Genomic DNA, 15,694 nt, shown 5'->3' with positions numbered 1-15,694 from the left:
TTACCAAATGTAGCAACAGATGTGTGCTACCATTCTAAAATGCACTTCTTGGCCTGTTTTAGCAGCCGACACTCGATCAAGGAGGGATTCATCCAAAGGCTTGATTTCAAGCTAAATTTTGAACAATGAAGTCTAATCCCGTTCCTAATAGAAAAAAGGCAATTTCCAAAAAAGAAAGTAGCCTGAGTAATCCGAGTGAGATCGAGCAGCCCGAGAATCCAATTGTTGAAGGCCCTGGTACGCTCAGTGAGCAAGCAACAGAAGCCTCACATCCATTCCCTATTGTGGCCATCGGTGCTTCGGCGGGTGGACTGGAAGCCATCACTTCCTTGTTACAAAACCTGTCGCCCACTACGGGCATGGCCTTTATCTATGTACAGCACCTGAGTCCTGACCACAAAAGTTTGTTGACCCCCATTTTATCCAAGGCAACTAGCATGTCCGTGCAGGACATTGAAGACATGGACAAAATGTTGCCCGACCATGTTTACGTGATGCCTTACAACAAAGACATCGCCGTAACCGACGGGCACATCAAACTCATTCCACGCCCACAAAATAAAACCACCAACCTGTCTATCGATGTGTTGTTCTCTTCCCTGGCTGAAACGCACAAGGAGAATGTGGTTGGCATTGTTTTGTCTGGCAGTGCTACCGATGGTACTCGGGGCTTGAAAGAAATAAAACTGGCAGGAGGACTCACTTTTGCGCAGGATGATTCGGCCAAATTCGGCAGTATGCCCCAATCTGCTATTGCCGAAGGGATTGTTGATTTTATTTTATCACCTCCAGAAATGGCCAGGGAATTGAACTGGATGAGCAAACATCCTTTGCTAAAACGAACCCCTTTAAAATCAAGCCCGGAAGATAAAATTGAGAACAGTAATCCCGACTTAAAACATATCCTACAGCTCATTCACAAAACCCGTAACGTCGATTTTAGCCACTACAAAATGAGCACCATCAAGCGGCGTATGTTGCGCCGGATGTTGATCCATAAAATTGAAACACTGTCACAGTACGCCGAATTTTTGGCGCGAAAGCCAGAAGAAATTGAGCTGTTGTATCAAGACCTGCTCATCAATGTTACCGATTTTTTCAGAGACACTGAAGCCTTTCAGTTTTTAGAAAGTACCATTCTTCCCCGCTTGTTGAGCAGCAAAGAACCGGGCGAAACCTTACGCATTTGGGTAGCAGCCTGCGCCACTGGTGAAGAAGTGTATTCCTTGGCCATGCTACTATTCGAGTTGCACAATCGACAAAACCACCACGTTACTTTTCAAATTTTCGCTTCCGACCTCAGCGCCCAGGCCATTGGTATTGCGCGCATTGGAGAATATTCATTGCATCAGCTCAAGAATGTTTCCACCCAACGATTGCAGCAATTTTTCACCAAGTCCAAAGACAAGTACCGCATCACCAAAACCCTCCGCGATGTTTGTGTTTTTGCAGAGCACAATATTTTGAGTGATCCCCCTTTTTCCCGCATGGATTTTATCAGTTGTCGCAACCTGATGATCTACCTCGATACCTCTGCGCAAAAAAAGGCCATTTCCACCATTCATTATGCCCTAAATGAGGAGGGCTATCTAATGTTGGGCAAGTCAGAAACCACTGGAAGCTCCACCCACCTGTTTGCCTCACTGAATAAAAAATACAAAATTTATTCGCGCAAAAAGAACAAGAGCAGCTACCATATACCGGAGATAAGCCAACGGATTATGCAAGCAAATTTACCCGATCGAGACAGATCTACCTCTATTATGCCTAAAAAGACAGCCACCCCTGCCAAAGGCGACTTAAGTAGTGCCTTTGATGTCGTGCTATTGGGCCAATATGTGCCCGCCAGCGTGATCATTAATTCCGAATTGGACATTCTACAATTTCGGGGCTCCACTTCCCTGTACCTCCGTCATGGACCGGGTAAAGCGAGTTTCAACATTTTAAAAATGTCGCACCCCGAAATTACCTTCGAGTTGCGCAATGCCATCAATGAATCCATCAAGACCGAGCAAGTAGTGCACAAATCGGGCATTGAAATGAATCGTGATGCGCTCCAAAACAGTGTACATATTGTAAATATTGAAGTGGCTCCATTTAAAATTGAAGGTGAAGAGCCCTTGTGGGTAGTTGTGTTTACTGGGCAACAGATTGATTTAAGCGACTCTTTGGAGGAAGGTGAGGAAAAAAACAGCATAGCCAAAGACCGCAGGATTAAAAAACTGGAGGAAGAACTTACCGCTACTCGGGCCTACATGAACACCATTACCCAGGAACACGAGGCAGCCAATGAAGAATTGCAAAGTGCCAACGAAGAAATCATTTCCAGCAACGAAGAATTGCAAAGTTTAAACGAAGAACTGGAAACCTCCAAAGAAGAAATTGAATCCACCAACGAAGAACTCACCACCAGCAACCACGAGTTGTACGTCCGTATCCAGCAAATTGAAGAACTGTACACCTATTACGAAACGATCCTGGCCACCGTGCACGAGCCCATGCTCGTATTGGACAAAAACATCCGCATTAAATCCGTCAATCAGGCATTTTGCAGCACCTTCCAAGTATCCGAAGACGAGATTATTGGTGCCTCCTTGTTCAAGTTGAGCAATAGCCAATGGAATATTCCAGCACTACGCGAGTTGCTCGAAGACATTGTGCCCAAAAATAAACGCTTCCACAATTTTGAAGTGGATCAGGATTTTGTTGGTATAGGTCACAAAACCTTGTTGCTCAATGCGCATCGAATTGAACAAGCCAGCAAAAATGAGGAGTTGATCGTACTGACTATGGCCGACATCACCGAATTAAGGAAATTGGCCAATGAATTACAAACGAAACAAACGAAAGTGCTCAACGAATTGATCGAAGCGAAAGTAATTGCCGAACAAAAGACCCAAACCGCCGAAGCAGCTGTAAAAGCCAAGCAGCAGTTTTTGTCAAACATGAGCCACGAGATCCGCACACCAATGAACGCCATCATTGGGTTTGCCAATGTGCTCATGAAAACCAAATTGAGTGAAACCCAAAAAGTATCGGTGAATGCCATTAAAGTATCCAGCGAGTCTTTGATCGTTTTGCTCAACGATGTGCTGGACCTGGCCAAGGTCGAAGCCGGGAAAATGGTGATTGAACATAGCCCCTTCCGTTTGTTCTCTTCGGTGTCCGACATGCTACACCTGTTTGAGACCAAAATGCAGGAGAAAAATCTAGTCTTAATCAAACAATACGACACCAGTATTCCTGAAGTAGTAGTAGGCGATCCGGTGCGTTTGCGTCAAATCATTTTAAACCTGATCAGCAATGCGGTAACATTTACCAAAACCGGAAACATAACCGTACGGATCCGCAAACTCGAAGAGGATGAAGAAACTGTAAGCATCCATTTTGCAGTTAGTGATACTGGAATTGGGATTCCTGAGAACAAATTGAAGCAGATTTTTGATGCTTTTGAGCAGGTAAATTCTGAAACTACCCGTTTGTATGGCGGAACTGGCCTGGGCCTGGCCATAGTGAAACAGCTGGTAACGCTACAGGGCGGGACCATTAAGGTGAAAAGTAAAGAAGACAAGGGCTCTACCTTTAGTTTTTCATTGGATTTTAAAAAAGAAAAAAACTTCATCCGATAATATCGCCAAGTACATCAAACCTGCCCCAACAAAAGAAGCGCCCCGGATCCCCTCGACCCGGCAGCGCTTCAACAAATTACCATTAAAACAAAATTATTTCTTCACATAAACTGCCTTGAAGGTATAAGTCACACCACCTTCCTCGATCTCGTATTCAGCGGTGAATTCACTTTTGCCCAGGTTGCTGATGTTCCAGCTTTCGGTGTCGCCATCTCTGCTTACTGACAAGATGGTTTGAGCTGGATTCAACGCCCAGGTACCAGATACCGTTTGAGGATCGCTATTTTGGCACTTTGAATTGCCTTCGTCTTCCAGGTAAGTGTTGTTGTTTTGGATGATCACCAAATCGTCTTTGATACAAGCAGGCAACTGAGCATAAACATTGGTTACCGTTGTACCAAACCAATCGATGGCGGGATCACAGGTAAGGGACTTTAATTGCCAGGTTCCTATGATTTTGGCTTTGACGCTGTCGTCGTCTTTATCATCGTCTTTGTCAAACAATTCACAAGAAGTGCTCGCCAGAGCAATTGACAAAATAGCCATTACGGAAGCCAGGCGGCTCCAGGTTTTGAAAGCAAACATAACAGTCAGGTTTTAGGTGATAAATAAGTTGGTTTTGAAAAAATGTTGCGGTCTCATCCGCAATTTGACCATTAGACAGCGGACTAAAAAACGGGTCGCAAAATCGATTCAAAAAAAATGTTAAGAAAAATTAAGGAAAACTTAAGATGATTTATTTCCTTGATTTACAGGAGCAAATTTCCAGTTGTTCGGATTTAAAAAACCTCAAAAAAACGTAAATACCACCAAAAGACCAACCACAAAAAGAATCGTAAAGCCAATCAAATAAAAGAAGCTAAACCAAAACCACTTAAATGTAGTCCAGAACCAATTTTGACGATAAAAACGCTTCATGGTAAACAATAGAAACACAAAAACCCCCATAATGATGAAGCCCCAATAGGCTCCCAGAGGAAGAAAATAGTTCCAGATTAGCATCAGGGTGAGCACCAGTAAGGCACCTGAGTGCCAATGCATCAGCAGAATGAAATGCTCAACATAATACCGTTTTTGCGGCCAATAAAAGAGATGCATCGTACCTGCCATAATAATGATCAGGGCCAAAATGGTCCATGAGAAGCTACCAATGTAGGCTGCGATCAGGTCTTTGGGACTTTGTAAGGAGCGAATGCCTTGGCGAATCAAGGTTTTGCCTAGCCAGTCCTTTACTTTATACCGTTCAACGAGTTCATCAGGACTGTATTCGACAATGTCCTTATAGGCAATGCGTATGACCCTGGTACCAAAATTAAGTCCTAAACTATCCCTGGATTTTTCTTCTTTGAACAAACTATCCAGTTGACGAGTCCAATGGCCATTGGTTTTTTCCAAGATGATATTTAAGGATTCATTCACTACTGGCGTTTGTAAACGGGGTGGCAAAGAATCAAAACCTTCCTTGATTTGATTGACGAATACGTAGCGTTCCAACAGGAAATAAAAATCGGACTGTTTCGCTGGGCCATTGGTTTTATTGCTACTCCCTAAATTAATGTCGTTATTTTCTGCTGAAAAATTAAAATTAATACCGGCGTTACCAGTAGTATTGAGTTTGTTGTACGCCAACAAAAAGAAAAACATCACCACGAAGAAAAACTGGAAAGGATGCGGGTATTGTTTGATTTTTCCTGCAAAATAATCCAGCGTGACCTGCCCGGGAATCAGCAAGCGCCACATCATGCGCAATAGCTTGCTGTCCAGATTGGTCAATTTGTAAAAAAACTTGCCAGTCAAAGCCTTCAAAGGGATCCGGCCCTCAAAACGTTTTTGGCCACAATGGGGGCAAAACTTCCCCTTTTTAGCCATCTTTTTGCCACAATTGCTGCACAATTCCCGGGGCTCTTCGGCAGCTGTGTTGTTGTTTGGATCAACAGGGCTAAGGTTCATACTCAATGAGTTAATGGTTTTTGATTTGGAGTTAAGTAAATTTAGGACATAATCATTGAAAACAAAGGAGATAATCGACAAACCAAGAGCGATTGCCGAGGATAACAATTGGGTGGAGGAAAAGCGTTGATGGAGTTAAAGTGCTTCAGGCCATCAAATTTAAAGTTCTTTCCTTCCACACTTTACAACCTTTGGTCGAGTAAACTTATCTCTTCAAACGACTGTTCATACCTTGTCATCACCTGAAAGGATCTAAAAAAACCCAAATTTTATGTACAAACTACTACTCGCGTTGCTGGTGGTTTTTATGAGCATTGGCCATGTTGCTGCTCAGGAAAAACTCACCATCAGCGGTTATGTGAAGGACGCCAAAAACGGGGAAGCCCTCATCGGCGCCACTGTTTTTGTGCCCAATCTGGGCGAAGGGGTTACCACCAATGATTATGGATTTTACTCCCTTACCCTGCCCCGAGGCACCTACGACCTTAGCTTTTCTTACGTCAGTTACCTGGAAGAAAAACGCCAGGTCAAGCTCGAAAATGCCAACGTCAAGCTCGATCTGGAGCTGAAAGAAAGCGCCCTGGTGCTGGAAACCGTCACCATCAGTTCTGAGCGGGTTGACGCTAATGTGCGCAGCATCGAAATGTCGGTGAACAAGGTAGACATGCGCACCATCCAAAAAATGCCCGCTTTGTTGGGCGAAGTGGACGTGATCCGCAGCATCCAGTTTTTGCCGGGGGTAACCACGGTAGGAGAGGGGGCAACGGGTTTCAACGTGCGCGGAGGCAACGTTGACCAAAACCTGGTACTGCTTGATGAAGCGCCAGTGTTCAATTCATCTCACCTTTTTGGTTTCTTTTCGGTGTTCAATCCCGATGCGGTGAAAGATGTGAAACTCATCAAGGGGGGCATTCCAGCCGAATACGGGGGGCGTACTTCTTCCATCCTGGATGTACGCATGAAGGAAGGGAATTCCAAAAAATTCGCTGCATCTGGTGGCATTGGTACCATCTTTAGCCGTTTGGCATTGGAAACTCCGATCATTAAGGACAAGGGCTCGTTCATCGTAGCGGCACGGCGTTCCTACATCGATGTATTGGCCAAACCCTTTTTGAGCGGTGACCTCAAGGACAGCCGTTTTTATTTTTATGACCTTACGGCTAAAGCCAATTACCAGATTGATGATAAAAACACCGTTTTCCTTTCTGGTTATTTTGGTCGGGATGTTTTTGGGGCTGATTTTGGCTTTGACTGGGGGAATACGACCGCTTCGGCGCGTTGGAATCACATTTTTAGTGACAAACTCTTCCTCAACACTACCGCTTTTTTCAGCAACTACGACTACCGCCTCCAATCTGACCTAAGAGAGCCGAACCCTCAGGATGCTTTCCGCTGGAATTCCAACATTAAAAATTACAGCGTTAAACCCGACTTTACCTATTACCTCAATTCCCGCAACAAGATCTCTTTTGGTGGGCAAATGATTTATTACACCTTTCAGCCGGGTAAAGCCGAAGCCATTTCAGGCGGCGAAACCCGGGTTATCGGACAGGATAGCAAATACGCCATCGAGTACGCGGCATACTTTGGCAATGAGCAAAAGCTGGGTAAAAACTTCACGTTGCAATACGGCATCCGCTACTCCCTTTACGATTACATCGGCCCAGGCAAAGCTTATACCTACGGCCCCCAAACGGGCGAACGCCGAGAACCCATCAGTACCCAGACTTATGAAAAGGGTGAAAGGATTACCCAATATGGCAACTGGGAGCCCCGCTTCTCGGCCAACCTTGGACTGGGTAAAAACAACTCCCTCAAGGTGAGTTACAACCGCATGGCGCAGTATATACACTTGTTGTCCAACACCGCAGCGGCTTCCCCCCTGGATGTTTGGACCCCCACCAGCAACAACATCAAACCTCAATTGTCTGACCAGGTAGCCCTGGGCTTTTTCCAAAATTTGAAAGACAATCTCTTTGAAACATCGGTGGAGGTGTACTACAAAAGCCTGCAAAATCAGGTGGACTATATCCCCAATTCCGATTTGCTCCTGAACCCGGAATTGGAAGGAGACCTGCTCTTCGGCGATGGCCGGGCCTATGGTGCGGAATTTTTCATCAAAAAAACCAAGGGTAAATTGAATGGCTGGTTGAGCTACACCCTTTCGCGCACTGAACGCCAAATCAAAGGGCTCAACAACGACGACTGGTTTCCCAGCCGTTTTGACAAAACCCATGTCCTCAATTTTGTAGGGATTTATGACCTGAACCAGCGGGTGAGTTTTTCAGTAAACTTCACCTATGGCACCGGGACTCCGGCGACCTTCCCCACCAGCAAATTCATCTGGCAGGGGTATGCGCTGCCACACAATTATTATGCGCAACGCAACGGCTACCGCATCCCTGATTACCACCGGGTAGATTTGGCCGCAACCCTGAAGCAAAAGAAAAAGCTCTTTGGCAAAGGTGAAGGAGAATGGGTGTTTTCCGTGTACAACGTGTACAACCGCCGCAATGCTTTTTCAGTGTACGTTCGCCAAAGTGAAGACAATCCAAGCCAAACTGAGGCGGTACGTTATTCAGTGTTCGGGTCCATCATTCCGGCGGTGACCTACAATTTTAAATTTTAATCATTAGCATTTCTGTACCCAATGATTATTCAAAACCACATTGCTGGACATTTTGCTCGGAGGACATCAATTGCCCCAGGCTTCAGCCTGGGGGCAAAGTAACCTCACAGATTTGGGCTTTAGCCCTGGTTTGAAATTTTAGATTTGGGCTAAAGCCCGACTAAGAAGGAAAACGCGGTCCACGCGCTAAAGCACGTGGCAATTCATGTCCTCCGAGCAAAATGTCTAGAAGTGTAAATCAAAACAGCACATCCATGAAAAACATACAGTGGTTTTATTTTTTTCTCCTGCTTTTGGTCGGCACCGCTTGCCAGGACGTCATCGATCTCGAAACCGAAGCAGGTGAAACCCAATTGGTGATTGATGCCTGGGTGACTGATGAATCCAAAGCCCAGACCATCAAATTGAGCCTTACTCAGCCCTATTTTGACAAGGGAGGAATTGTACCGGCCAAAGGGGCCACCGTCATTCTATTTTCAGAAGACAGTATTCCTTATCCTTTTGTCGATTTGAAAAATGATGGCAACTACGTTTGGCAACCCAAAATAGCCGGGGATAAAATCCTGCAAGTGGGCAAACAATACGCTTTGTACGTCAAATATGGAGCAGAGGAGTATTTCTCAATCAGCAAAGTCAATCGGGTGCCTCCGATCGACTCCCTCAACTACTTCAAACAAAAATACCCGGTGGCACCTACTGACTTGCGTCAGGAAGGTTATCAGGTAGATTTTTACGCCCGCGATCCTCAGGGCGAGGGCGATTGTTACTGGGTGCGGGCCTATCGGAATGATACCCTTTTTGACAAACCCAGTCAGATTTTGCCAGTTTATGATGGGAGTTTCAGCCCTGGTGGTTCTGCCGATGGCTTGTTGTTCATTCTGCCCATTCGCGCCGGAGCTAGTCCCGACTTATACAATGCCAACGACAAGGTGAAAGTAGAACTGTATTCTATTCCACCAGAAGCTTTTTACTTCCTGCAGTTGGTGCGCTCGGAGTCCACCAACGGCGGTATTTTTGCCACCGTACCTACCAATATCCCTACCAACATCCGCCCTCTGGATCAAAACAATAAAAAGCAGGTATTGGGCTTCTTTGCGGTATCCGCCGTTTCGAGCATTGAAACAGTAGTGGATGGGAGCAAGGCGATACCCAAACCGTCGGGGCGGTAGGAGAGCGATCAGGGGTCAGCGATCAGCCTTCAGCCAGGTCTAAGCCAGGCTGATCGCTGATCGCTGACCCCTGACAGCTGATCGCTAATCGCCGCTATCTATCATTTGTTAGCTGTTATTTGTCAGAAAATAGTAAGGTATAGGAATTACCCTAAAAGATTTCGTCGTAAATTCGTTCAATGGCATCTTTTGTTGTCTAGGTTCATCATTTTTTTTCCAAATCAAAAGACTATGAAAATTTCGAGTCCTAACTTACTTAAGCTTTTTTTGATCTTGTTTCTAGCCAATTGTTCTCTTTCCACTGTTTTTAGCCAAACTGGCTCAAATCATGGCAACAAGTTCGAGCAACTGGGCACGGTTTTAGCTCCAGGCAACAACGTTCGCGGCATGGACGGCGCACCTGGACCGGATTACTGGCAACAGCGCGTAGATTATGACATTCAGTGCACACTCGACGAAAAAAACCTGCGCCTGGATGGTAGTGAAATGATTACGTATTACAACCAGTCGCCAAACACTTTGCGCTACTTGTGGTTGCAATTGGATGAGAATGAGCACTCCTCAGAATCGGCGGGCATTCAAAAAGCCAATCCCAGCCACATGACGCCCATTATGAGCGAAAGTGCGCTGAAGAACTATGACAAAGAGGACATCAGCAAATACGGGCACAAAATTCATAAAGTTACTGACGCCGTTGGCAAACCTTTAAAATTCAGCATCAATCAAACGATGATGCGGGTGGAATTGCTACAGCCACTCAAACCCGGCGAAACCTTTAATTTTCAAGTGGATTGGCATTATTACATCACCGATCGCATGACTTTTCGGGGCCGGGGAGGTTATGAGTATTTCAGCAAAGATGGAAACCATTTGTTTACAATAACACAATGGTATCCAAGATTGTGTGTGTTTAGCGATTTTGAAGGCTGGCAAAACAAACAATTTACTGGCAGAGGTGAATTCGCCCTCACCTTTGGCAATTTCATTGTAAAAATGACGGTACCTGAGGACCATATCGTTGGATCTACCGGTGAGTGTCTCAACTATTCTACCGTTTTGACACCGGCTCAATTGAAGCGCTGGGAAATGGCAAAAAGTGTCAAAGAGCCTTTGGAAATCGTGACTTTGGATGAGGCCAAGAAAAACGAAAAATCCAAGCCAAACGGCACCAAAACCTGGATTTACAAAGCCGACAATGTGCGTGACTTTGCCTGGACCTCCAGCCGCAAGTTCGTCTGGGACGCCATGCCACACATCACCGAGGAAGGCAAGCGCGTAATGTGCATGAGCTATTATGGCAAAGAAGCCTATCCGGTTTACAGCAAATATTCAACCAGAGTAGTGGCACACACCTTGAAAACCTATTCCAAATACACCTTCCCTTACCCTTATCCGGTTGCGATTTCGGTTGAGGCCTCTAATGGTATGGAGTACCCAATGATTTGCTTCAACTACGGTCGCGCTGAAGAAGATGGCACCTACAGCGAAGGGGTGAAATATGGAGCCATAGGCGTGATCATTCACGAAGTAGGACACAACTATTTCCCGATGATCGTCAACAGCGATGAACGCCAATGGACCTGGATGGACGAGGGCATCAACAGTTTTATGGATGAGGTAGCCATGCAGGAATTTGACAACAACCGCCGTCCAGGATTCCAAGGCATCACCAGTTACATGCGTTTGCCGAAGAATCAGTTGGAGCCCATTATGACCAATAGTGAGAACATTGTCAACTTTGGCCCGAATGCTTATTCCAAACCTGCCGCTGGTTTGAACATGCTCCGCGAAACGATCATGGGGCGTGAGTTGTTTGACTATGCCTTTAAAGAATACGCTCGTCGTTGGATGTTCAAGCACCCTACACCAGCAGATTTTTTCCGCACCATGGAAGACGCCAGTGGCGTGGATCTGGACTGGTTCTGGCGCGGCTGGTTCTACGGCATTGAGCCAGTGGATATTGCGCTGGACAGTGTTAAATGGTTCAAGGCTGATTTGGAAAACAACCCAAAACCGCAAGAGCGCAGCTTCCCGCGTAAAACTACCAAACCAGAGCGCACCTTAACCCAAGATCGGAACCGCGAAGCGGGCGTCGGATTTGCGGTGGAGCAAGACCCAAATCTCCGCGATTTTTACGATACGTATAAGCCTTGGGAAACGGAAGATTCAGTGCAAACCTTCAAACAAACGCTGTACGCCGAAACCTTGACCGATAAGGAGAAAAAAGAACTCTTCGGTGATAAAAACTATTACGAATTGTACTTTAGCAACAAAGGCGGGCTCGTCATGCCGATTATTATCGAGTGGACTTTCAAAGATGGCACCAAGGAAATTGAGCGTATTCCAGTGGAAATCTGGCGCAAAAACGAGGACAAATTTTCCAAAGTGTTTATGAAAGACAAAGAAGTGACTGGCATTGTGATTGACCCATTCAAAGAAACGGCCGATATTGATGAAAAAAGCAACAATTGGCCCGTCAAAGAAATGCCGACCCGATTCCAGATTTACAAACAGCACAAAGCTGATCCACAACCCAATCCTATGCAAAAAGCGGCCAAGCAAGGCAAGGCAATCAAACCATAATAGACGCACTAAGTTGGGTTGATTTTATACAAAAAAGAGCGCCTTATAGCATGTCTACAAGGCGCTCTCCTTTTTTTAGGGTGCTGACTACTGTTTCCCCTTTGCGTCATAAACAATCACTCGTTCCCACAAATGGCTGTTTTCTTCCACAAATTTCAAGTGGGTGGGGTGAATTTGGTAGGCGTCCTGATCCGCTGAGCTTTTGAATATCCAGGTGATGGACAAGTCGTAAGAACCATCGATTACCGGACGCTCTTTCGTATCGGCAGGAGTACCAATATAGGCAGCTTGAATTTCCTTGATGGTGGTTAAGGTTTTAACCCCTTTGTAAAGTGCTTCCAGGTCTTGGGCATTGCCCTTGTTTTTGAGCCAGAAGTAAACAGTATGTACCACCCCTCCTTTGATCTTTTTGGAAGAAGCTTGTGCATATCCCCCAATAAAACCAAGCAAGAGGAAGGCAAAAAGTAAAAGGATTTTCATCGGAATGAATTTTTGTGTTTGTTCAAGTTTAAAAGTTCTAGCAAAGAAAGGAACAAATCGAGAAAAAATTAGCGCTATTTCGGGAAAATCTCTATTTTACTGCCTCATTCAAAACCCAAAAATTTTTTCCATGAGCCAATTTGATGACTTGCTTGTAAAGTACAAGGAAGAACTGGGCGGTACTCGCGACGTAAGTGGCGTAGACGAAACCCTATTGACAGCCATTACAAAATCATTAGGTCCATCAATCTACAATGATGACTCCTCCCGGGTTTCTTGCTCTGACAAGACCGAGTTGGATCGCGTAAAGAACAACTTCCTGATCGGAAAAATGGGACTTGCCGATGGTCCCAATCTTGATGCAGCCTTGAAAGAGGTTTGTGAACAAATGGGCACAGCTAACCGGAACAAGTACCGCGCTATTTTTTACTACCTTTTGGTGAAAAAATTAGGCCTGGAAGGCAAGTACGCATAGTTCCCATTTGAAACAATACAGAAGGCATTGGGCTTAGGCTTGATGCCTTTTGTTATTTATAGAACCCTGTTTAATGGGTGAACATCAATTAAACCAAGTACTTAGTCCTAATTGACTCGATTATTTATGTTGCGCACCATCATTCTCCTGATCCTCACGCTGATCGCCTTACCCATCATTGCTTTCAAGTACGATACGCCGCTGAACGATGCACAATGGGCCGCCTTACAAAGTTCATTTTACCTGATGCTAGGGGTTGCGCTGACTTGTTTTGTGGTCAGCGAATTGACCAAAAACTACAGCCAGGTCGACAAAATCTGGAGCATTGTACCCATGGCCTACGCCTGGTTTTTTGCCCAACAAAGTGACTGGAATATACGGATGGTCATCATGGCCGTTTTGGTGAGCATCTGGGCCTTGCGCCTGACTTTCAATTTTGCTCGTCGGGGTGGATACCATTGGATTCCCTGGAAAGGGGAGGAGGATTACCGTTGGGGCGTTTTGCGCCAAAATCCCTTGTTTCAGAAACGCATCAACTGGGTGCTGTTTGGCCTGTTTTTTATCTCTTTGTACCAAAATACCCTGATCTGGTTGTTCAATTTACCCATCGTAGTGGCCTGGGAAGGAGCTGAAAAGCCCTTGAACTGGATCGATTTTCTGGCTATTGGCCTGTTTTTGGCCCTCGTTGTCATCGAGTTTATTGCCGACCAACAACAGTACGATTTCCAAACCGAAAAATACCGACGCATCAAGGCGGGTGAAACCCTGGATGGGGACTATGCACGTGGGTTTTGTGCAACTGGCCTCTGGCGCCTGGTACGCCATCCGAACTATGCCGCTGAGCAGGGCATCTGGTTGGCCTATTACCTCTTTAGTGTAGCTGCGACTGGGCGTTGGCTCAATTGGTCCTTGACTGGTGGGATACTCCTGGTTCTGTTGTTTTTGGGTAGTTCGGATTTTAGTGAAAAAATTTCGAGTGAGAAGTATCCGGAGTATGCGGATTATCAGAAGAAGACGCCGAGGTTTATACCTTGGAAGATTTAATAACTCACATTACGCAAGTTTGATTCCGATAAGGTGCGGCTAAAGTGTATAGTTTCATTCTATTTAACCTCAGGTTTTTTTAACCACAGAGTTTCGCAGAGTACACGCAGAGTTTCTCGGAGTTTCTAATTTAGGCCATCTTCGATGGCAAAGAGTGCTCAGAGGCCGCATCGCATAGCAGTTGGTAAGAAAAAAATCAAATTTCAGTAGTGCCCGAAGGCTCGCCACCGCAGGTGGCAAACTCCTTAAAACTAAAAAAACTCGGTGAAACTCTGCGTGCACTCGGTGAAACTCTGCGGTTAAAAACTGCATGTGAGTTAACCACTTACATTACACAGGTTAATCACTTTCGCCCAAAATCCGCCGGAATTTCCCCCCAGTCTTCCGTTTCCCACTTGATCATTTTGTTGCTATAGGTGTTGTCGTGTAGCCATTGTTCGGCGCGGTCAATCACGTCGTACAGCTCAGCAGTTTTGGCGTTTTCAACCAGAGTCGTTTTGCATTTTTTCTGCTTGACCCACTTCATGGCGTTGACAGAGTCGGAATATATGGGGTAGTTCCATCCTTTTTTCTGGCAAAGGGCAAGAGCGTGTACCAGTGCCAGAAACTCGCCAATGTTGTTGGTGCCCAAGGGAAATTCTTTGTGGAAAATCTGCTCTTTGGTATCCGTCCATACCCCCTGGTATTCCATTTTGCCAGGATTTCCACTACAAGCCGCATCCACGCTGATACTGGTTTTGATGATGGCGCTTTTGGAAATGGTGGTGCGGGGAGCGGAGGATTTGCTACCTGTACTGCCTGTACCTCCAGCCTTGGGCTTGAAGCCAGGCGATCCTTTTTGATAGGCGGCTTCAGCTTCAGCTTTGCTTTCAAAAGATTTGTAGGCCGCTCCGGGAAAACCCTGGATTTGGGCTTGGCACTCGGCCCAGCTTTCGTAGATGCCGGGTTTGGCTCCTTTCCAGACGACGTAGTATTTTTTTGTTTTGGCCATGGCGAGTGCTTTGGATTTGAGGGCAAGATTACAAAAGTTGGGGGATAAAGTGGAGGGAAAGTTTAATGGAGATTCAATATTTCAGTTATCTTCAGCCCCCACAAATCATTCCACTTTCATGAGTCAAAAAACCGCCCGCATTGCCTCAACTACCCGCCTGTACCGCAAGCTACACCGTTGGTTCGCCATCCCTTTGTTCCTGTTTTTGACTTTGATTGGTACCACTGGTTTGTTGTTGGGTTGGAAAAAACAAACAGGCTTATTACCTAAAACCCAAAAAGGCAGCAACCTCGAAACACAAGCCTGGATCAGTCTGGACAGCATCAGCAAAGTGGCCAGTAATTATGCCACTTTGACCTTGAAAAAATCCCCTGAGATCGACCGCATCGACGTGCGCCCACAAAAGGGGATTGCTAAAATTGTATTTGCTGATCATTTCACCGAACTACAAATCGACTGTGCCAGCGGCCAGATTCTCGCGGTGAACGCCCGCAATTCGGATTGGATTGAAAAAATCCACGATGGCTCCATTCTGGACCTGGAGCTGAAGCTTGAAAGTGACCAGATCAAACTAATCTACACCACTTTGGCTGGAATTGGCCTGGTGTTTTTGGCCATCAGTGGATTTTGGCTCTGGTACAACCCAATTCGTATGAAAAAGCTCAAGAAATGATTGCAGGAGTACTTGTACCAATAAACTTTTGATTTTTAGAGGCTAAAAGTCAGGGTGCCTGATAACACTTC

At 45.6% G+C, this 15,694-nt stretch carries 11 protein-coding genes; 7 read left to right on the top strand and 4 right to left on the bottom strand.

Translation table 11 applies throughout. The annotated features are described in order from the left end of the window. Positions 1–125: 125 nt before the first annotated feature. On the top strand, positions 126–3,629 hold the full coding sequence (locus ACO08K_RS28635; RefSeq protein WP_421799924.1) for a CheR family methyltransferase: 3,504 nt from the start codon (positions 126–128) through the stop codon (positions 3,627–3,629). Between the two features lie 93 nt (positions 3,630–3,722). On the opposite strand, the gene ACO08K_RS28630 is transcribed toward ACO08K_RS28635, so the two are convergent. Both ACO08K_RS28630 and ACO08K_RS28625 read right to left on the bottom strand, forming a co-directional pair. Next, positions 3,723–4,214: a DUF5004 domain-containing protein gene (locus tag ACO08K_RS28630; protein ID WP_421799923.1), complete on the bottom strand. Its 492-nt coding sequence runs from the start codon at positions 4,212–4,214 to the stop codon at positions 3,723–3,725. A gap of 204 nt (positions 4,215–4,418) precedes the next feature. Then, positions 4,419–5,579, bottom strand: coding sequence for a DUF3667 domain-containing protein (locus tag ACO08K_RS28625; RefSeq protein ID WP_421799922.1), 1,161 nt, complete (start codon positions 5,577–5,579; stop codon positions 4,419–4,421). Between the two features lie 271 nt (positions 5,580–5,850). On the opposite strand from ACO08K_RS28625, the gene ACO08K_RS28620 reads away from it, so the two are divergent. The 3 genes from ACO08K_RS28620 to ACO08K_RS28610 all read left to right on the top strand — a co-directional run bounded on the left by ACO08K_RS28620 (position 5,851) and on the right by ACO08K_RS28610 (position 11,960). Next, complete coding sequence (locus ACO08K_RS28620; protein ID WP_421799921.1) at positions 5,851–8,208, top strand: TonB-dependent receptor; 2,358 nt, start codon at positions 5,851–5,853, stop codon at positions 8,206–8,208. A gap of 254 nt (positions 8,209–8,462) precedes the next feature. Further along, positions 8,463–9,377 carry a DUF4249 domain-containing protein gene (locus ACO08K_RS28615; RefSeq protein ID WP_421799920.1) on the top strand — a complete coding sequence of 305 codons (915 nt, stop codon included), beginning with the start codon at positions 8,463–8,465 and terminating at the stop codon, positions 9,375–9,377. A gap of 231 nt (positions 9,378–9,608) precedes the next feature. Beyond that, on the top strand, positions 9,609–11,960 hold the full coding sequence (locus ACO08K_RS28610; RefSeq protein ID WP_421799919.1) for a M1 family metallopeptidase: 2,352 nt from the start codon (positions 9,609–9,611) through the stop codon (positions 11,958–11,960). 87 nt (positions 11,961–12,047) lie between these two features. On the opposite strand, the gene ACO08K_RS28605 is transcribed toward ACO08K_RS28610, so the two are convergent. Beyond that, positions 12,048–12,440: a Dabb family protein gene (locus ACO08K_RS28605; RefSeq protein ID WP_421799918.1), complete on the bottom strand. Its 393-nt coding sequence runs from the start codon at positions 12,438–12,440 to the stop codon at positions 12,048–12,050. A gap of 130 nt (positions 12,441–12,570) precedes the next feature. Between ACO08K_RS28605 and ACO08K_RS28600 the strand changes: the two genes are divergently transcribed. Beyond that, a complete protein-coding gene (locus ACO08K_RS28600; protein WP_421799917.1) occupies positions 12,571–12,915 on the top strand; it encodes a DUF2853 family protein in 345 nt (114 codons plus the stop codon). Between the two features lie 126 nt (positions 12,916–13,041). Beyond that, positions 13,042–13,959: a DUF1295 domain-containing protein gene (locus tag ACO08K_RS28595; protein WP_421799916.1), complete on the top strand. Its 918-nt coding sequence runs from the start codon at positions 13,042–13,044 to the stop codon at positions 13,957–13,959. Between the two features lie 343 nt (positions 13,960–14,302). Here the strand turns inward: ACO08K_RS28595 and ACO08K_RS28590 are convergent, their stop codons facing one another. After that, positions 14,303–14,950, bottom strand: coding sequence for a viroplasmin family protein (locus ACO08K_RS28590; protein ID WP_421799915.1), 648 nt, complete (start codon positions 14,948–14,950; stop codon positions 14,303–14,305). Between the two features lie 118 nt (positions 14,951–15,068). Here ACO08K_RS28590 and ACO08K_RS28585 point away from each other — a divergent pair, with 118 nt between their 5' ends. Then, positions 15,069–15,623, top strand: a complete 555-nt coding sequence (locus ACO08K_RS28585) for a PepSY domain-containing protein (RefSeq protein WP_421799914.1) — start codon at positions 15,069–15,071, stop codon at positions 15,621–15,623. Positions 15,624–15,694 lie beyond the last annotated feature (71 nt).

It is taken from the genome of Haliscomenobacter sp. (genome assembly GCF_965225875.1).
Lineage (GTDB): Bacteria > Bacteroidota > Bacteroidia > Chitinophagales > Saprospiraceae > Haliscomenobacter.
The sequence above is the reverse complement of the archived record's forward strand: the minus strand, read 5'-3'. Positions and strand labels throughout refer to the sequence as shown.